This window comes from Pseudomonas sp. 21615526 (assembly GCF_013386245.1).
In the GTDB taxonomy this organism is placed as follows: Bacteria; Pseudomonadota; Gammaproteobacteria; order Pseudomonadales; family Pseudomonadaceae; genus Aquipseudomonas.
In genome coordinates this window covers 34492-52282 of record NZ_JACAOM010000007.1, presented here as the reverse complement: position 1 = coordinate 52282, position 17791 = coordinate 34492, and the positions used below count along the sequence as shown (strand labels likewise).

19 protein-coding genes are annotated in these 17791 nt (G+C 61.2%); 9 read left to right on the top strand and 10 right to left on the bottom strand.

Features of this window, described 5'->3' with window-relative positions:
* Nucleotides 1-36 precede the first annotated feature (36 nt).
* Genes HX786_RS03045 through HX786_RS03030 form a run of 4 tightly spaced genes read left to right on the top strand, consistent with a single transcriptional unit; the run spans nt 37 to nt 2842 of the window.
* Nucleotides 37-519, top strand: coding sequence for a Fur family transcriptional regulator (locus HX786_RS03045; RefSeq protein ID WP_003214819.1), 483 nt, complete (start codon nt 37-39; stop codon nt 517-519).
* On the top strand, nt 519-1304 hold the full coding sequence (gene znuC / locus HX786_RS03040) for a zinc ABC transporter ATP-binding protein ZnuC (protein WP_177009003.1): 786 nt from the start codon (nt 519-521) through the stop codon (nt 1302-1304). Before HX786_RS03045 ends, znuC begins: the two co-directional genes overlap by 1 nt.
* Nucleotides 1297-2085 (top strand): zinc ABC transporter permease subunit ZnuB, encoded by a 789-nt coding sequence (gene znuB, locus HX786_RS03035; protein ID WP_003214823.1) that lies wholly within the window; start codon nt 1297-1299, stop codon nt 2083-2085. The genes znuC and znuB overlap by 8 nt, the downstream gene beginning before the upstream one ends.
* A 37-nt stretch (nt 2086-2122) precedes the next feature.
* Complete coding sequence (locus HX786_RS03030) at nt 2123-2842, top strand: PA5502 family lipoprotein (protein WP_003214825.1); 720 nt, start codon at nt 2123-2125, stop codon at nt 2840-2842.
* A gap of 112 nt (nt 2843-2954) precedes the next feature.
* Here the strand turns inward: HX786_RS03030 and katE are convergent, their stop codons facing one another.
* Nucleotides 2955-5096 (bottom strand): catalase HPII, encoded by a 2142-nt coding sequence (katE, locus tag HX786_RS03025; RefSeq protein ID WP_178911703.1) that lies wholly within the window; start codon nt 5094-5096, stop codon nt 2955-2957.
* 268 nt (nt 5097-5364) lie between these two features.
* Between katE and HX786_RS03020 the strand changes: the two genes are divergently transcribed.
* From HX786_RS03020 to HX786_RS03010, 3 genes are read left to right on the top strand one after another with little or no spacing between them, the layout of a single operon-like run.
* Nucleotides 5365-6372, top strand: coding sequence for a methionine ABC transporter ATP-binding protein (locus HX786_RS03020; protein ID WP_003214829.1), 1008 nt, complete (start codon nt 5365-5367; stop codon nt 6370-6372).
* Complete coding sequence (locus HX786_RS03015) at nt 6372-7046, top strand: methionine ABC transporter permease (protein WP_003214831.1); 675 nt, start codon at nt 6372-6374, stop codon at nt 7044-7046. Before HX786_RS03020 ends, HX786_RS03015 begins: the two co-directional genes overlap by 1 nt.
* 51 nt (nt 7047-7097) lie before the next feature.
* Nucleotides 7098-7871 carry a MetQ/NlpA family ABC transporter substrate-binding protein gene (locus HX786_RS03010; RefSeq protein ID WP_003214835.1) on the top strand — a complete coding sequence of 258 codons (774 nt, stop codon included), beginning with the start codon at nt 7098-7100 and terminating at the stop codon, nt 7869-7871.
* Nucleotides 7872-8083: 212 nt separating this feature from the next.
* On the opposite strand, the gene HX786_RS03005 is transcribed toward HX786_RS03010, so the two are convergent.
* Genes HX786_RS03005 through HX786_RS02985 form a run of 5 tightly spaced genes read right to left on the bottom strand, consistent with a single transcriptional unit; the run spans nt 8084 to nt 12001 of the window.
* Nucleotides 8084-8719, bottom strand: a complete 636-nt coding sequence (locus HX786_RS03005) for an SCO family protein (protein WP_008439627.1) — start codon at nt 8717-8719, stop codon at nt 8084-8086.
* On the bottom strand, nt 8716-9615 hold the full coding sequence (gene cyoE, locus HX786_RS03000) for a heme o synthase (RefSeq protein WP_003214839.1): 900 nt from the start codon (nt 9613-9615) through the stop codon (nt 8716-8718). Before cyoE ends, HX786_RS03005 begins: the two co-directional genes overlap by 4 nt.
* Nucleotides 9603-10682: a heme A synthase gene (locus tag HX786_RS02995; RefSeq protein WP_087694554.1), complete on the bottom strand. Its 1080-nt coding sequence runs from the start codon at nt 10680-10682 to the stop codon at nt 9603-9605. Before HX786_RS02995 ends, cyoE begins: the two co-directional genes overlap by 13 nt.
* Nucleotides 10683-10692: 10 nt before the next feature.
* Nucleotides 10693-11292, bottom strand: coding sequence for a hypothetical protein (locus HX786_RS02990; RefSeq protein ID WP_023659276.1), 600 nt, complete (start codon nt 11290-11292; stop codon nt 10693-10695).
* Nucleotides 11258-12001: an SURF1 family protein gene (locus HX786_RS02985; protein WP_087694606.1), complete on the bottom strand. Its 744-nt coding sequence runs from the start codon at nt 11999-12001 to the stop codon at nt 11258-11260. The genes HX786_RS02990 and HX786_RS02985 overlap by 35 nt, the downstream gene beginning before the upstream one ends.
* Before the next feature lie 84 nt (nt 12002-12085).
* Between HX786_RS02985 and HX786_RS02980 the strand changes: the two genes are divergently transcribed.
* Entirely contained in the window at nt 12086-12289 is a 204-nt protein-coding gene (locus tag HX786_RS02980) for a twin transmembrane helix small protein (protein WP_010168612.1), read from the top strand.
* Between the two features lie 6 nt (nt 12290-12295).
* On the opposite strand, the gene HX786_RS02975 is transcribed toward HX786_RS02980, so the two are convergent.
* From HX786_RS02975 to coxB, 4 genes are all read right to left on the bottom strand, one after another.
* Nucleotides 12296-13183: a cytochrome c oxidase subunit 3 gene (locus HX786_RS02975; protein ID WP_003214849.1), complete on the bottom strand. Its 888-nt coding sequence runs from the start codon at nt 13181-13183 to the stop codon at nt 12296-12298.
* A 35-nt stretch (nt 13184-13218) separates the two neighbouring features.
* The gene (locus HX786_RS02970) at nt 13219-13770 is read right to left on the bottom strand and encodes a cytochrome c oxidase assembly protein (RefSeq protein ID WP_008439615.1); all 552 of its coding nucleotides are present in this window, start codon (nt 13768-13770) and stop codon (nt 13219-13221) included.
* Nucleotides 13771-13911: 141 nt separating this feature from the next.
* Nucleotides 13912-15501: a cytochrome c oxidase subunit I gene (gene ctaD, locus HX786_RS02965; RefSeq protein WP_003214853.1), complete on the bottom strand. Its 1590-nt coding sequence runs from the start codon at nt 15499-15501 to the stop codon at nt 13912-13914.
* 58 nt (nt 15502-15559) lie between these two features.
* Complete coding sequence (coxB, locus tag HX786_RS02960) at nt 15560-16687, bottom strand: cytochrome c oxidase subunit II (protein WP_003214854.1); 1128 nt, start codon at nt 16685-16687, stop codon at nt 15560-15562.
* Between the two features lie 368 nt (nt 16688-17055).
* Here coxB and HX786_RS02955 point away from each other — a divergent pair, with 368 nt between their 5' ends.
* The gene (locus tag HX786_RS02955; protein WP_003214855.1) at nt 17056-17703 is read left to right on the top strand and encodes a hypothetical protein; all 648 of its coding nucleotides are present in this window, start codon (nt 17056-17058) and stop codon (nt 17701-17703) included.
* Nucleotides 17704-17791 lie beyond the last annotated feature (88 nt).

Here is a 17791-nt window from a genome sequence, read left to right as displayed (position 1 = left end):
CATAATAACGTCTCTCACAAATATCTGTCGCCGCTCATGCCTAAAACACCGCTTGCCAGCCGTCCCCATGACCACTCTCACTGCGTGCACAGCGCACTGTCAGAGGCCGACGCACTGTGCGCGCGCCAAGGGCTGCGCCTGACCGCCCTGCGTCGCCGGGTGCTGGAGCTGGTGTGGCAAAGCCACAAGCCGCTGGGTGCCTACGACATCCTCGGCGTGCTCAGCGAGCAGGACGGCCGCCGCGCCGCGCCGCCCACGGTGTACCGCGCGCTGGACTTCCTGCTGGACAACGGCCTGGTGCACCGCATCTCATCGCTCAACGCCTTTGTCGGCTGCAACCACCCGGAACACGCGCACCAGGGCCAGTTCCTGATTTGCCGCGAGTGCCACGCCGCCATCGAACTTGAGCAAAAAAGCATCAGCGACAGCATCATCAAGAGCGCCGGCGACGTCGGCTTCAAGGTCGAAGGGCAAACCGTCGAAGTCGTCGGTGTGTGCTCGGGCTGCCAGGGGGCTTGATGAGCACTGCGTTAATCCGCCTGGAGCAGGTCGGGGTCACGTTCGCCGGGCAAAACGTGCTGGACAACATCGACCTGAGCGTCGAGCCAGGTCAGATCGTCACGCTGATCGGCCCCAACGGTGCCGGCAAGACCACCCTGGTGCGCGCCGTACTCGGCCTGCTCAAGCCCGACAGCGGCAGCGTGTGGCGCAAGCCGAGGCTGCGGGTCGGCTACATGCCGCAGAAGCTGCATGTGGACCCGACCTTGCCCCTCTCGGTGCTGCGCTTCCTGCGCCTGGTGCCCGGTGTCGACCGTGCCCGCGCACAGTCCGCCCTCAAGGAAGTGGGCGCCGAACAGGTGATCGACAGCCCGGTGCAAAGCATCTCCGGCGGCGAAATGCAGCGAGTGCTGCTGGCCCGCGCCCTGCTGCGCGAGCCGGAATTGCTGGTACTGGATGAACCCGTGCAGGGCGTCGACGTCGCCGGCCAGGCCGAGCTGTACAGCCTGATCACCCGCCTGCGGGACCGCCATGGTTGCGGCGTGCTGATGGTCTCCCACGACCTGCACCTGGTGATGAGCACCACCGACCAGGTGGTGTGCCTCAATCGCCACGTGTGCTGCTCCGGCCACCCGGAACAGGTCAGCGGTGACCCGGCTTTCGTCGAGCTGTTCGGCAAGAACGCCCAGAGCCTGGCGATCTACCACCACCATCACGACCACGCCCATGACCTGCATGGCGCCGTAGTCGATGACTCCACCGCATCCCACACCCACGTTCATGGAGATAGCTGCAAGCATGGCTGATTTTCTGCTCTACGCCCTGCTGGCAGGCTTGGCTCTGGCGCTGGTGGCGGGCCCACTGGGCTCGTTCGTGGTCTGGCGGCGCATGGCCTATTTTGGCGACACCCTGTCCCACGCTGCGCTGCTGGGCGTGGCCATGGGATTTCTGCTGGATGTGAGCCCGACCATTGCCGTCACCGTCGGCTGCCTGCTGCTGGCTGTGCTGCTGGTGACCCTGCAACAGCGTCAGCCTCTGGCCTCCGATACCCTGCTGGGCATCCTGGCCCCAAGCACCTTGTCCCTGGGCCTGGTGGTGCTGAGCTTCATGCATGAAGTGCGCATCGACCTGATGGCCTACCTGTTCGGCGACCTGCTGGCGATCAGCCCCACCGACCTGGCGTGGATTCTAGGCGGCAGCGCGGCAGTGCTGGTGCTGCTGGTGACGCTGTGGCGCCCGCTGCTGGCGATCACCGTTCACGAAGAACTGGCCACCGTCGAAGGCTTGCCCGTGGCGGCGCTGCGCATGACCCTGATGCTGCTGATCGCCGTGGTGATCGCTGTCGCGATGAAGATTGTCGGCGTATTGTTGATCACATCGCTGCTGATCATCCCGGCTGCTGCGGCCCAGCGTCACGCCCGCTCGCCGGAGCAAATGGCGCTCGGCGCCAGCCTTCTGGGGATGCTCGCGGTGTGTGGTGGCCTGGCGCTGTCCTGGTTCAAGGACACCCCGGCCGGGCCGTCGATTGTGGTCACGGCGGCCGCCCTGTTTCTGCTGAGTTTTGTCCTGCCCCGTCGTGGGGTGTAGACTTGCTCGCTTTTTGCGCAATTAGAGAGTCGCAGGAATGAAGCTGTTCAACGCCCGTTATCTGCTCCTTGCCGCATTTTCCTTGCTGCTGGGCGCCTGCCAAAGCACCCCGCCCGCCGCCCCCCAGGCGCCGGACGCACGTGCTGCGGCCATCGCACAGCTGGAGCAAAACCTCGCCAGCAGTGAACTGGCCACCGCCGAAGACGAGCTGGCCGCCTTGCAGGCCCAGTCGCCCAACGACCCGGCGCTGGAGCCTTATCAGCGCCAACTGGCCGAAGCCTATTTGCAGCGCAGCCAGATCGTCCTGCAAAAGGGTGATGTCAACGCTGCCGCGACGGCCCTGAGCCGCGCACGGGCATTGATGCCCAAGGCTCCGGCGCTGACCGGTGGCGTCAACAGTGCGATCGCCCATGCCCGTAAAGTCGAGCTGGACAAAGCCGAGGCCGCCCTGAAAGCCGCCGAAGCCAAGCCGCCGGCCAAGGTCATCGACCCGGCAGCGCCAAGCACTACGGTTGCGCTGAACCTCACCGATATCGAGGCACTGCGCCATCAACTGGATGAGATCGCCACCGATGTGGTGAATTACCAGTGCGATGTCAGCATCCAGGCGCCGCGCACCGAAGATTACCCATGGCTGGCCACGTTGCTGACCAAACGGGTGAAGCGCATCGATTCGGGGTATGACCTGAAGATTCACCGGCAGATCCTGAAGAAGGTTCCGGCGCAGGTCGTGCTGATTCCGCGTAAGACTGAATAACGCCATTCGCGAGCAAGCCCGCTCCCACATTTAACCGAGTTCCAACTTTGGAATGCGGTCAAATGTGGGAGCGGGCTTGCTCGCGAAGGCGATCTAACAAACGACCGATACCTTAAGCCGGAACAGCTTTAGCCTTCGGCTCCCGATCCCAGACCCGATGCTGGGCAATCGCCGCAAAGAACGCCTTAAACGCCTTCGCGTCGCCGCCCACAATCAAGCCCGCATCCGCCTCAAGCTTCAGCACATCCAGCAACTGCTTCGCCTCACCGGCCAGGGCAATTGCCTTGAGGTGCTTGTACGCCTCCAGCAGGTAATGCAACGCCACACCATCAGCGCTCAACGCCTCAACCGACTTGGCGCCACCCGGCACAAACACCGCATCGAACGCCACCGAAGGCAAGCCTTCCATGGAAGCATCCACCGGCAGGCTCTTGCCATCCGCCGTCGTTACCGGCGCCGAGGTAGGCCCCAGCACCTTCGCATGCGCACCTGCAGCCTCAAGCGCCTTCTTCAAGGCATCAATCGCCGCACCATCAACACCGTTCGCCGCCAGAATCGCCACCTTGCGGGTCTTGATATCACCCGACAGCAAATTGGCCTGGCTCAACGCTGGCGAGCGTTCCGGAGACGTCTTGCGCTCTGGCACCGTACCTTTAGTCGGCGCTGGCAAGCCCAGGTTCTGCGCCACACGCTTGGCCAGTTCCAAGTCGATGTTGGCGAGGATCTCGTTCACCTGGCGAGCGCGAATAAACTCACGCTCCACCTTGCCCAGTTCAAAGCTGTAGGCGGCGATGATGTGCTCCTGCTCGTGCTTGCTCATGCTGCGGAAAAACAGGCGCGCCTGGGAGAAGTGATCACCGAACGACTCGCTGCGCTCACGGATCTTGTGGGCATCAATGCGCTCCGGATACGTCTCAAAACCACCGTCCTGCGCCGCAGGCGGAGTTTCTTTCGGCCAGCCGCCATCAATCGAGTTCGGCTCGTAGGACGCGCGGCCCTTGTCGATGGTGGTGCGGTGCATGGCATCGCGCTGGCCGTTATGGAACGGCGCTACCGGACGGTTGATCGGCAACTCGTGAAAGTTCGGCCCGCCGAGTCGGCTGATCTGCGTATCGGTGTAGGAAAACAGACGGCCTTGCAGCAGCGGGTCATTGGAAAAGTCGATGCCCGGCACGATATGCCCCGGGCAGAACGCCACTTGCTCGGTCTCGGCAAAGTAGTTGTCCGGGTTGCGGTTGAGCACCATCTTGCCCAACGGCGTGATCGGCACCAGCTCTTCGGGGATCAGCTTGGTCGGGTCGAGAATATCGAAGTCGAACTTATGCTCGTCCTCTTCGGCGATGATCTGCACGCCCAATTCCCACTCCGGGTAATCGCCACTTTCAATGGATTCCCACAGGTCACGACGATGGAAGTCGGTGTCTTTGCCCGCCAGCTTCTGCGCCTCGTCCCACACCAGGGAACAGGTACCGACAGTAGGCCGCCAGTGGAATTTGACGAAGTTGGATTTACCCTCGGCGTTCACCAGGCGGAAGGTGTGTACACCAAACCCCTGCATGGTCCGTAGGCTTTTTGGAATGGCCCGGTCAGACATGGCCCAGATCACCATGTGCGCCGACTCCGGCTGCAGCGAGACAAAATCCCAGAACGTATCGTGGGCTGAGCCGCCGGTAGGAATCTCGTTGTGGGGCTCAGGTTTTACCGCATGCACGAAGTCAGGAAACTTGATCGCGTCCTGAATGAAAAACACCGGCATGTTGTTGCCCACCAGGTCGAAGTTACCTTCGTCGGTGAAGAACTTCACGGCAAACCCACGCACGTCACGCACGGTATCGCCGGAGCCGCGTGGGCCCTGAACCGTGGAAAAGCGCGCAAATACCGGGGTTTTATGTTCCGGGTTACGCAGGAACCCGGCCTTGCTCAGCGCCGAATGATTTTCATAGGTCTGGAAATAGCCGTGGGCACCGGTGCCCCGGGCATGGACGATGCGTTCCGGAATCCGCTCATGGTCAAAGTGCGTGATTTTTTCACGCATGATGAAGTCTTCCAGCAGCGATGGGCCACGGGAGCCGACCTTCAAGCTGTTCTGGTTATCGGAAACCTTCACGCCCTGGTTGGTGCGCAGCGCCTGGCCCGTCGCGTCGGAGCGGAATGTTTCCAGGCTTTGCAGCTTGGCGTTGGTGTTGCCACGGTCCAGAGTGTCGGTGCCCGCAAGTTCGCTCTTGGGCGGGGTAACTGGCTTTTTAGTACTCATCAGACAAAAACTCCTCGTTTGCGTAGGCCAGAGCGATCCCCGGCTCTTCTTGAGCAAAACCCCAGGCACGGCACCTGGGAGTTTCGAGTTGCTTATGTAGTGACTGACACGGTTTTGTACCGTTCCTTTTTTATGACCTTTGATCGCGTTATTGCCAAATCGCTGGTCGGATGAGAAATAAATGCTAAGAAACGCTATACGGACAGGCTAAAATGCGCGCCCGGCTAACCGCTGATCCCTTTTTAATGCGCCCCACAAGGTTCGCTACGTGATCGAGTTTCATAACGTCCATAAAACCTACCGGGTCGCCGGTAAGGATATCCCAGCACTGCATCCCACCAACCTGCGCGTCGAAAATGGCCAGGTGTTTGGTCTGATCGGCCATTCCGGTGCGGGAAAAAGTACTTTGCTGCGTCTGATCAACCGCCTGGAGCAACCCAGCGGCGGCCAGATCAAGGTCGATGACGAAGAAGTCACCGCCCTCGACGCCAACGGCCTGCGCCGTTTCCGGCAACAGGTCGGGATGATCTTCCAGCACTTCAACCTGCTGGCATCCAAGACCGTTGCCGACAACGTGGCGCTGCCGCTGACTCTCGCGGGCGAACTTTCCCGCAAGGAAATCGACCTGCGCGTGGCCGAATTGCTGGCGCGGGTCGGCCTGTCCGACCATGCCAAGAAGTACCCGGCGCAGTTGTCTGGCGGCCAGAAGCAGCGCGTCGGCATCGCCCGCGCCCTGGCCACCAAGCCGAAAATCCTGCTGTGCGACGAAGCCACCAGCGCCCTCGACCCGCAGACCACGGCCTCGGTCCTGCAACTGCTGGCCGAGATCAACCGCGAGCTGAAGCTGACTATCGTGCTGATCACTCATGAAATGGACGTGATCCGCCGCGTGTGCGACCACGTGGCCGTGATGGACGCCGGCGTGATCGTCGAGCAAGGCACCGTCGCCGACGTATTCCTGCACCCCAAGCACCCGACCACCAAGCGCTTCGTGCAGGAATCCGAGCAAGTCGACGAAGGCGAACAGCGTGATGACTTCGCCCATGTACCGGGGCGCATCGTGCGCCTGACGTTCCAGGGCGAAGCGACCTACGCGCCGCTGCTGGGTACCGTCGCCCGCGACACGGGTGTGGACTACAGCATCCTCGCCGGTCGTATCGACCGCATCAAAGACATTCCCTACGGGCAACTGACCCTCGCCGTCACCGGCGGTGACATGGAGGCCGCCTTCGCCGCCTTCACCGCGGCAGACGTCCATATGGAGGTGCTGCGCTAATGGAAATCCTCTTGAGCTTTTTCTCGAACATCGACTGGTCGGAAATCCTGCTCGCCACCGGCGACACCATGACCATGCTGTTCGGCTCGCTGCTGTTCACCGTATTGCTGGGTTTGCCGTTGGGCGTGCTGCTGTTCCTGTGCAGCCCGCGTCAGCTGTTCGAACAAAAGAATGTTTATGCGCTGTTGTCGCTGGTGGTGAACATCCTGCGTTCGCTGCCGTTCATTATCCTGTTGATCGTAATGATCCCGTTCACGGTGCTGATCACCGGCACCTCGCTGGGTGTTGCCGGTGCAATTCCACCGCTGGTGGTGGGTGCCACGCCGTTCTTTGCGCGCCTGGTGGAAACGGCGCTGCGTGAAGTGGACCGCGGGATTATCGAAGCGACCCAGGCCATGGGCGCGACCACTCGCCAGATCATTACCAACGCGTTGCTGCCCGAAGCCCGCCCCGGCATCTTCGCGGCGATTACGGTGACGGCGATTACACTGGTTTCCTACACGGCCATGGCCGGTGTAGTGGGTGCCGGTGGCCTGGGTGACTTGGCGATCCGCTTCGGTTATCAGCGCTTCCAGACCGACGTGATGGTGGTCACCGTGGTGCTGCTGCTGATCCTGGTACAAATTCTGCAAACCGTCGGCGACAAGCTGGTGGTGCACTTTTCTCGAAAATAACGGCTATTGCCGGCGTTAAGCCGGCCAATTCCCGAACAAGGAGCTTGTTGAATGAAAAAACTACTGGTTGCTTTCGCCGCCGTTGCCGCGTTCTCCGCCCACGCCGCCGAAACCCTCACCGTGGCCGCGTCCCCGGTGCCGCACGCTGAAATCCTCGAATTCGTGAAGCCGGCTCTGGCCAAGGAAGGCGTGGACCTGCAGGTCAAAGTCTTCACCGACTACGTTCAGCCAAACGTACAGGTAGCCGAAAAGCGCCTGGACGCCAACTTCTTCCAGCACCAGCCGTACCTGGATGAGTTCAACAAAGCCAAGGGCACTCATCTGGTGAGCGTTGGCGCTGTGCACCTGGAGCCTCTGGGCGCCTACTCCAGCAAGTACAAGAAGCTGGAAGACCTGCCAAGCGGCGCCAACGTCGTGATCCCGAACGACGCCACCAACGGCGGCCGTGCGCTGTTGCTGCTGGCCAAGCACAACCTGATCACCCTGAAGGACCCGACCAACATCCTGTCGACCATCAAGGACATCACTGAAAACCCGAAAGGTCTGAAATTCCGCGAACTGGAAGCCGCCACCCTGCCGCGCGTGCTGACCCAGGTCGACCTGGCGCTGATCAACACCAACTACGCCCTGGAAGCCAAGCTGGACCCGTCCAAGGACGCACTGGTGATTGAAGGCAACGACTCGCCTTACGTGAACATCCTGGTGACCCGCGAAGACAACAAGGATTCGGACGCGGTGAAGAAGCTGGTAGCAGCCCTGCACACCCCGGAAGTGAAAGCGTTCATTCTTGAGAAGTACAAAGGCGCGATCCTGCCGGCGTTCTGATCCAAGGCCGAAACCCCGATCGAAAAAGCGGACGCAGAGCGTCCAGTGCGGCATTCCCACGCAGAGCGTGGGAACGATCCAAACCAATGTGGGAGCGGGCTTGCTCGCGAAGGCGGTGGTTCAGTCGATACATCTGTTGACTGACACACCGCCTTCGCGAGCAAGCCCGCTCCCACATTTGATTTGTGTCGCTCAGAAAATGGTCGGCAGGCTTATTTACGCTGCAACAACCCCGGGAACTGCGCTACCAGCTTCTGGTTGTTCAACGGCGCCCGGATAAACCCGCGCTGGGTGCCGTCCGGCCCGATCAGCGCGAGGTTGCCGCTGTGGTCGACGGTGTAGTTGGGCTTGCTGGTGTCTGCCGGAATAAACGGAATACTCACCGCATTCGAAACCTTCTGCACATCGTCCACACTCGCACCGGTCAGGCCCTCGAACTGTGGATCGAAGTAGCCCAGGTACTGCTTGAGCTGCGCCGGTGTATCGCGGTTCGGGTCAACGCTGACCAAAATCACCTGCAACTTATCCACAACGTCCTTGGGCAGCTCGCTCTTGATCTGCCGCAGCTGGGCGAGGGTGGTCGGACAGATGTCCGGGCAGAAGGTGTAGCCGAAGAACAGCACGCTCCACTTGCCTTTCAGCTCGTTGACCACCACCGGCTGGCCGTCCTGGTTGGTCATGGTCACCGGTGGCAACTGGCGGCTTTGCGGCAGCAGGATGATGCCGGCATCGATCAAGGCCGTCGGGTCGCCCTGGCCTTTGCCACTCAGGACTTTGTTGACGGTCAGGCCCATGATCAACGCGACAATGGCCACCAGAATGAAGACAGTTTTTTGAGTTCGAGTCATAGGTTCAACAATAGGTAATGGTCTACGAGCAGGGCGATAAACAGCATGAACAGGTACCCGATAGAGTACTTGAAGGTGTTGATCGCCGCGTGCGGCCGACTGCCACGGTACAGCACCCAGGCCCATTGCAGAAAGCGCCCGCCCAGAACCAGTGCGCACACCAGGTACAGCATGCCGCTCATGTGGATGACATAGGGCATCAGGCTGACCGCCAGCAAGGCGAAGGTGTAGAGCAGGATATGCACCTTGGTGTAGTGCTCGCCGTGGGTCACGGGCAGCATCGGGATGTCGGCCTTGGCATATTCCTCCTTGCGGTGAATCGCCAGAGCCCAGAAGTGCGGCGGGGTCCAGGCGAAGATGATCAGCACCAGCAACAGAGGCTCGGCGCTGACGTGGCCGGTGACGGCAACCCAGCCCAGCAACGGCGGCGCGGCGCCGGCGAGGCCGCCGATAACGATGTTCTGCGGCGTCGCACGCTTGAGAAAGCCGGTGTAGATCACCGCATAACCCAACAGCGAGGCCAGGGTCAGCCAGGCGGCCAGCGGATTGGTAAACGCCAGCAACAGCGCCAGCCCGGCCACCGCCAGCACCATCGCAAAAACAAGCGCCGCCACAGGCGATACGCGCCCTTCCGCCAGCGGGCGCTTATGGGTACGCGCCATCAGCGCATCGATGCGCCGGTCCACCACATGGTTGACCGCCGCCGCGCCGCCGGCACACAGCGCGATCCCCAGGTTGCCGAAAATCAGCACCGGCCACGGTACCCCGGCGCGGGTGGCGAGGAACATGCCCACCAGCGAGGTGATGAGCATCAGCACCACCACTTTTGGCTTGGTCAGCTCCAGATAGTCACGCCAGATCGCCTGGCTGTGACGCTCGCTGATCAAGGTCGCCATGGCATCTCTCCTTTAATGGTTATGAGGCCCGACACGTGTTTACGCGGGCTGAAGCGCCAGCCGAACGGCAACTGATGTCGCACCCGAACCAGGCTGGTACGGGCGTGGTAATTGACCAGCACCAGCGTCAGCAGCAACGCCGCGCCGCCGGCGTTATGCGCGACCGCAACCGGCAGCGGCAGGTGGAAGTACACGTTGCTCAGGCCCAGGCAGAGTTGCGCCGCCAGGGCGATCAGCAACAGGCCGGCCAGGCGAGTCATGCCGACCACCTTGAGCTGCCAGGCCAGGCCCAGCAACACGACAGTGACCAGCAGCGCGCCAATCCGGTGGGTGAGGTGAATCGCCGTGCGCGCATCACTGTCCAGTTGCCCGCCGAGGTAATTGGGGCCGATATGCTGGGTCAGGTGAAAGCCATTGGCGAAATCCGCCGCCGGCCACCATTGCCCGTGACAGGTCGGCAGGTCGATACACGCCACGGCTGCGTAGTTGGAGCTGACCCATCCACCCAGCGCGATCTGGCCGATCACCAGCACCAGCCCGGCCGTCGCCCAATACTGCAAACGCCTGGGCACGATCAGCGCCGGCAATACGCCGGACAATCGCAGCGTCAGCAAGAACAGCAGGCTCAACGTCGCAAACCCGCCCAATAAATGCCCGGTGACCACTTGCGGCCAGAGCTTCAGCGTCACCGTCCACATGCCAAACGCTGCCTGGGCGAACACCACCGCCAACAGGAACAACGGCAGTTTCAACGGCTGGCCCGGATGATGCCGATGGGTCCAGGCGCGCGCCGCCAGCAGCACGATCAACAGCCCGAGGGTGCCGGCGAAGTAACGGTGGGTCATCTCGTTCCAGCCCTTGTCCGCCTCGACCGGCGTGTCCGGGTAATGCAGTTCGGCATGGGCCAGCTGGGCTTCGCTTTTCGGCACGCTGATAAAGCCATAGCAACCCGGCCAGTCCGGGCAACCGAGACCCGCGTGGGTGAGGCGGGTATAGGCGCCCAGCAGCACCACGATCAGGGCCAGCAGGGTGGCAAACAGCGCGAGGCGAAATCCAGGTTTGGCCATGACGGTGTCCTTATCCGATGTTCGACAGTTTCAGCAGCAGGCGCAGGTCGTTGAGCAGGTCCTTGCCCTTGACCCGGGCGTCGTAGCGCAGCACCAGGTTGCCGTGGGGGTCGACGATCCACAGCTGGGCGTCGCCGCTGCCTTGGGCGGCGGCGTCTTTGTTGAAGGTCGACAGGTCCAGGGAATAGCGTTGCAGTTGCGGGTATTCGGCCTTGAGTTTGGCGTCATACGCGGTGCTGACCGGCTGCGCACTGGCCAGGGCGTGGCTGGCGCGGGAGGCATCACGGCCCAGGCCGATCTGGAGTTGGCGTGCGAGGTACACCAGTTGCTGGCAGTCGGCGGCGCAGGCGGTGGGCGCGGTGACCAGCAGTTGCCAGCGGTCTTCGTCAGCCTGAACGCCAATGTCGGCACGGGTCTGGCCATTGCCGATCATCTCGCCGTGGTAGCTGCGGCTGTCCGGCACCCAGAACTGCAATTTGTACATAAAGGTGGCGAGCACCATCGGGCCGACCACCATCAGCAGGATCAGGATCAGTTGCCAGCGGCCCTTGCGCCGATTGGGCGCTGCCGGCGTGTCAGACATGTTGAGTGGATTCATGGCCGCTCCCATGGCGCTTCTCCTTTTTTGTGTTGTGCCATCCGAGGTAGAGGTAAAGGCCGAACAGCGCCACCGCCATGGCGAACCACTGCACGGCATAGCCCAGGTGTTTTTCCGGGCCCATGGCGACCACGGGCCAGCTGGTTTCGAAAGTGCCAGGGCCCGCTTCAGCCCGCACTTCATAGGCGAATCCGCTGCGGCCCAGCTCAGCCCACAACGCCTCGGGATGCAGCGCGGTCAGCAATCGTGGCCACTGTGCGCCCGCCGGATCGGCATGCAACTGGAAGGTCTCGCCAGGCGCCACATAGACCCAGGCGTCGAGATTCAACAGTTGTTCGGGAGTGGTGAAAACCGGCGGTGCACGGCGGTCCGGCCAGGGCAGCCAGCCACGATTGAGCAACAGCCACTCGCCGCTGGCCTGATCATGGAAAGGTTGCAGTAGCTCCACACCGACCTTGCCGTCGCGAAAGCGGTTATCCAGCAACACGCTGTGCTCGGCATCGAACTGCCCGCGCAAATGCACACGACGGAACGCCGGATCTTCGGTGGCCTGTAGTTGCGTACTGCTCATGGGCTCGGCAGCGCGGCGCTCGGCGTAAGTGTCCAGCAGCGCCTGTTTTTCGTGACCGCGAGACAGCTGCCAAAAGCCGAGAAATACCAGTAACGGCAGCAGCACGAGTACCACCAGCGTCGGCGCGATACCGGGGCGAAAGGGTTTCATGGCATTGCCGCAGAGGTCGGTGCTGCGCTGGCTATACTGAATCTCATTGCTCGCCCCCTCCAAAAAAGAGCCCCGGAGCCCACCATGCTCAAAGCAGCCATTGCCCTGATGCTGATTGCTACCGTCGTGAGCCTGTTCAGTGGCTTGTTCTTCCTGGTCAAGGACGAGGGCAACTCCAACCGCCTCGTCACTGCCTTGACCGTGCGTGTGGTGCTGGCCGTGATCACCCTGGGGTTGATCACCTGGGGTTTCTTCAGCGGCCAGCTGGTATCTCATGCGCCCTGGTGAAACACCTCAAAGCACGTAAACGAAGAAAAACAGCCCGATCCACACCACGTCCACAAAGTGCCAATACCAACTGGCCGCCTCGAACCCGAACTGGTGTTCGTTGTTGAAATGCCCCTTCAGGATGCGCATCAGCATCACAAACAAAATGATCGTGCCGATGGTCACGTGGGCACCGTGGAAGCCGGTGAGCATGAAGAAGGTCGCGCCGTACACGCCGGAACCCAGGGTCAGGCCCAACTCCTTATAGGCATGGATGTATTCCTCGGCCTGGAACCCGAGAAACGCCCAACCCAGCAACACGGTGATCGCCAGCCAGATCTTCAGTGCGCCGCGATGGCCTTTGCGCAAGGCATGGTGGGCGATAGTGATGGTCACGCTGGAGCTGACCAGCAAGATCGTGTTGATCAGCGGCAAGCCCCACGGGCTGATGGTGCCCTTGGGCGCCGGAAACATTTTCGGGTCAGGATTGTTCAGCAGCGGCCAGGCAAATTCGAAGTTCGGCCACAGCATGTGCGCGATGCCCTTGTGGCCTTCGCCCGCCAACCACGGCGCCGACATGTGCCGCACATAAAACAGCGCACCGAAAAAAGCGATGAAGAACATCACTTCGGAAAAGATGAACCAGGTCATGCCCCAGCGAAAGGAGCGGTCCATCTGCGAACTGTACAAACCGGCGCGACTTTCCTTGATCACCGCGCCGAACCAGCCAAACATCATGTAGGCCAGCAGCAAGCCACCGACGAAAAAGATCAGCGGGCCGTGGGATTCCGGGCGTGCGGCCTTCAAATCGTTGAACCAGGTCGCCAATCCGAACACCGTGATCAGCATCCCCAACGTAGCAATTATGGGCCATTTGCTTTGCGCTGGTACGTAGTACGTATCATGAGTCGACATGTATTCGTTCTCCTAATCGAGCCCGCAAGCAACGCCTAGCCGCCGGTATGGACAGCCACGGGCGGTTGGCGCGCGGTGATATCGAACAGCGTGTACGCCAGGGTCAAATGCTTCACATCCTTGGGCATGTCGCGGTCGACAATGAAGCGCACCGGCATCTCTATGCGCTGACCTGGCTGTAGCACTTGCTGGGTGAAGCAAAAACACTCGGTCTTGTGGAAGTACATCGCCGCCTCGGCCGGCGAAATGCTCGGCACCGCCTGGGCGGTCATCGGCTTGTCGGTGGGGTTGTAGGCCACGAACAGCATCTCGGTGACTGCGCCGGGATTGACCACCACCTCGTCGGCCTTGGAGTGGAATTCCCAGACCATATCGATGGCATTGGTGGACAGGAACTGCACCCGCACCTGCCGCGTCGGGTCCACCACCTGCTCGCCTTCGTACTGCCCGGCGGTCTTGCCATTGATGCCGAACGCCTTGCACATCACGTCGTAGATCGGCACCAGGGCAAACCCGAAGGCGAACATCGCCACCACCAGGATCAGCAGGCGCGTGACCAGGCGCTTGATAGGCACGGACTCAAGCATGGCGGCCACCTGCGAATGAATGTTCTGCGAATGGCCTTTCTGTGGGAGCTGGCTTGCCTGCGATGCTGGCAACTCGGTCGTTCAGGTACACCGAAGTGATGCCATCGCAGGCAAGCCAGCTCCCACAGGATAGGGAGGTGTTCATTTGACCTCCGGTGGCGTGGTGAAGGTGTGGTACGGCGCGGGCGAAGGAATGCTCCACTCCAGCCCTTCGGCGCCATCCCACGGCTTGGCCGGCGCAGGCGGGCCGCCACGGATGCACTTGATGACGATGAACAGGAAGAAGATCTGCGTCGCGCCAAAGGTGAAGGCACCGATGGAAGAGACCATGTTGAAGTCGGCGAACTGCAGGTTGTAGTCCGGCACCCGACGCGGCATGCCGGCAAGCCCTACGAAGTGCATCGGGAAGAACGCCATGTTCATCCCCACGAACGACAGCCAGAAGTGCAGCTTGCCCAGGGTTTCGTCGTACATGTGACCGGTCCATTTCGGCAGCCAGTAGTAGGCCGAGGCGAAGATCCCGAAGATCGCCCCAGGCACCAGTACGTAATGGAAGTGCGCCACCACGAAGTAGGTGTCGTGGTACTGGAAGTCCGCCGGGGCGATGGCCAGCATCAGCCCGGAGAAACCGCCGATGGTGAACAGAATCACGAAGGCCACCGCGAACAGCATCGGCGTCTCGAAGGTCAGCGAGCCTTGCCACATGGTGCTGACCCAGTTGAACACTTTCACGCCCGTGGGCACCGCGATCAGCAGCGTGGCGTACATGAAGAACAGCTCGCCCACCAGCGGGATGCCCACCACGAACATGTGGTGCGCCCACACGATGAACGACAGGAACGCGATGCTCGCCGTGGCGTACACCATCGAGGTGTAGCCGAACAGCGGCTTGCGCGAGAAGGTCGGGATGATCGAGCTGACGGCACCGAACGCCGGCAGGATCATGATGTACACCTCGGGGTGGCCGAAGAACCAGAACACATGCTGGAACAGCACGGGGTCACCACCACCGGCGGCACTGAAGAAGCTGGTGCCGAAGTGGATGTCCATCAGCATCATGGTCACGCAGCCCGCCAGTACCGGCATCACCGCGATCAGCAGGAACGCGGTGATCAGCCAGGTCCAGACGAACAGCGGCATTTTCATCAACGTCATGCCGGGGGCGCGCAGGTTGAGGATGGTGGCGATGACGTTGATCGCGCCCATGATCGAACTGATGCCCATCAAGTGGATGGCGAAGATGAAGAACGTCACGCTTTCCGGCGCGTAAGTGGTGGAGAGCGGGGCGTAGAAGGTCCAGCCGAAGTTCGGCCCGCCGCCGGGCATGAACAGGGTGGAAACCAGCATCAGGAACGCCGCCGGCAACAGCCAGAAACTGAAGTTGTTCATGCGCGGCAGGGCCATGTCGGGCGCGCCGATCATCAACGGGATCATCCAGTTGGCCAGGCCGACAAACGCTGGCATCACCGCACCGAACACCATCACCAGGCCGTGCATGGTGGTCATCTGATTGAAGAACGCCGGCTCGACGATCTGCAAACCCGGCTGGAACAGCTCGGCACGGATCACCATGGCAAACGAGCCACCAAGCAGGAACATGCAGAAGCTGAACCACAGGTACATCGTGCCGATGTCTTTGTGGTTGGTGGTCAGTACCCAACGCATCAGGCCCTTGGCGGGGCCGTGAGCGTGGTCACCGGCATGACCGTGGTCATCGATCACAGCGCTCATGGCCTTTCTCCTGCGAACGAGTGGGCGGGACGGTTCAGGGAATATGCAATGAAGGAAGTCATTTGCTTTCCGCCTGTTTCAGAGCCAGCACGTCTTTAGGCGTGACCATGTCGCCTTTGTTGTTGCCCCAGGCGTTACGTTCATAGGTCACGACCGCCGCGATATCGACTTCCGACAGTTGCTTGCCGAACGCCGCCATGGCGGTGCCGGGCTTGCCGAAGTACACGCGGTGCAGGTGGTCTTCCTTGGGCCCGGTGGCAATAGGTGAGCCCTTGAGCGCCGGGAACATCGGCGGCAGGCCCTGGCCTTCGGCCTGGTGACAGGCGACGCAGGTGGTGTGGTAGATCTTGTCGCCACGAGCCACCAGCTCATCCAGGGTCCATTCCTTGGAGGTCAGCTCCTTGAGCTTGGCGGCCTCTTCCTTACGCTCGCCGAGCCAGGTGTCGTAGTCGGCCTTGGATTTGACCTCCACCACGATGGGCATGAAGCCGTGGTCCTTGCCGCACAGTTCAGCGCACTGGCCGCGATAGATGCCGGGCTTTTCGATGCGGGTCCAGGCCTCGTTGACGAAGCCGGGAATCGCATCACGCTTCACCGCAAACGCCGGCACCCACCAGGAGTGAATCACGTCCGCAGCGGTCACCAGGAAACGCACCTTGGCGCCCACCGGCAGCACCAGCGGCTGGTCGACTTCCAACAGGTAATGCTCGCCTTTGACGGCCTGGTTATGGATCTGCTCGGCGGGCGTGGCCAGGTTGCTGAAGAACTCGACATCCTGGCCCAGGTATTTGTAATGCCACTTCCACTGGTAGCCGGTGACCTGGATATCGATATCCGACTCAGTGCTGTCGTAGATGTTGATCAGCGTCTTGGTGGCCGGAATGGCCATCGCCACCAGGATCAGCAAGGGCACCACGGTCCAGAGAATCTCCACCGTCGTACTCTCGTGGAACTTGGCTGCCACCTGTCCCGTGGAGCGCCGGTGAACGATCATCGACCAGAACATCGCGCCAAACACGACGATGCCAATCGCCACACAAATCCAGAAAATGGTCATGTGCAGGTCAAACACGGCGTGACTGACTTCAGTGGCCCCTGGCGCCATATTCGTTGTCCAGGCGGCTTGCGCCTGGCCGAATACTGACCACAACAGGAGGCCCATCCAAACATGTGGATGTCGCGTCATTGCGGGTTCCCCTTATCATTCTTGTTATCCCGCCGGTTTGCACCTGCGGCCAAGGGAGCGGCTTCCATACTGCTTACAACCGCCAGGCCTTGCCTGCTCATGCAGTCGGGCGTCATCAGCTAATTGCGTACAAAATCGAGTATAGACAGCGACCGCCACCCCGCAATGTGATCGGGCAAATGAACGAAAATGAGGAAACGGACCACACAACAGGACCGGTGGCGCGCGTTATCCGACGAACGATGGCAATTTGATATAACGCCAGCGCATAACCATGAAATAATTATGACAAATGCGTCTTAGGCTCTCGTATAAACGAGCTACCTTATGCTCTCCCTATTTCCTACGCCTGCATCACTGGAGCTTTCATGAACACCGCCGCATTGCGCGAGCAGATTTCCCGTGCCCATCAACACGAATCCAGCACTGGCCAGCTTGCTCAGCAGCTGGAAGTTCAGTTACCGCACCTGCACCCGGCGATTTCCGTGCCTGACGTCGACGCCAAGGGCGTGATGACGCGTTTTGTAAGCGCCTACATCGACCAGGTCCCCGATCTGCTGGACGCGGCCAACGATGTCGCCCGCGAAGCCGGTATTGAAAGCCAGATCAAACCGGTGCTGAAAATCGCCGAGCATTTCTTCCTGCAGCCGCCGGCGATCCTGGCCGGGCATGAAGGCCTGGACGGTTTGCTGGATGAGGCTTACCTGGCGCATCGCCTGGTGGAAGAGGTCAACGATCTGTATATCAAGCACTTCGGCCAGCCGTTGATTCCGCTGGATACCACTGTGGCGAACGTGATTGCCCACCAATTGATCGGCGAGGCGTTTGCCAATCAGCTGGATGAGGCGGTGCACCACGCGGTGGATGAGATGCTTAACGAGGAGAGTTTTGCGCTGGAGTCGGTCGAAGCCTACCGCGACAAGCTCAAGAGCCCGGACACGGAAGCGGCTTGGAAGCGCTGGCCGTGCCTGTCGCGGCAGTTGGGCGTGGGTCTTGAGCTGGACCAGCCAGCTTAGATTTGCCGGCTTGCAAAGATCCAATGTGGGAGCGGGCTTGCTCGCGAAAGCGGTGTATCAGAAACACATTCAGTGACTGACACTGCGC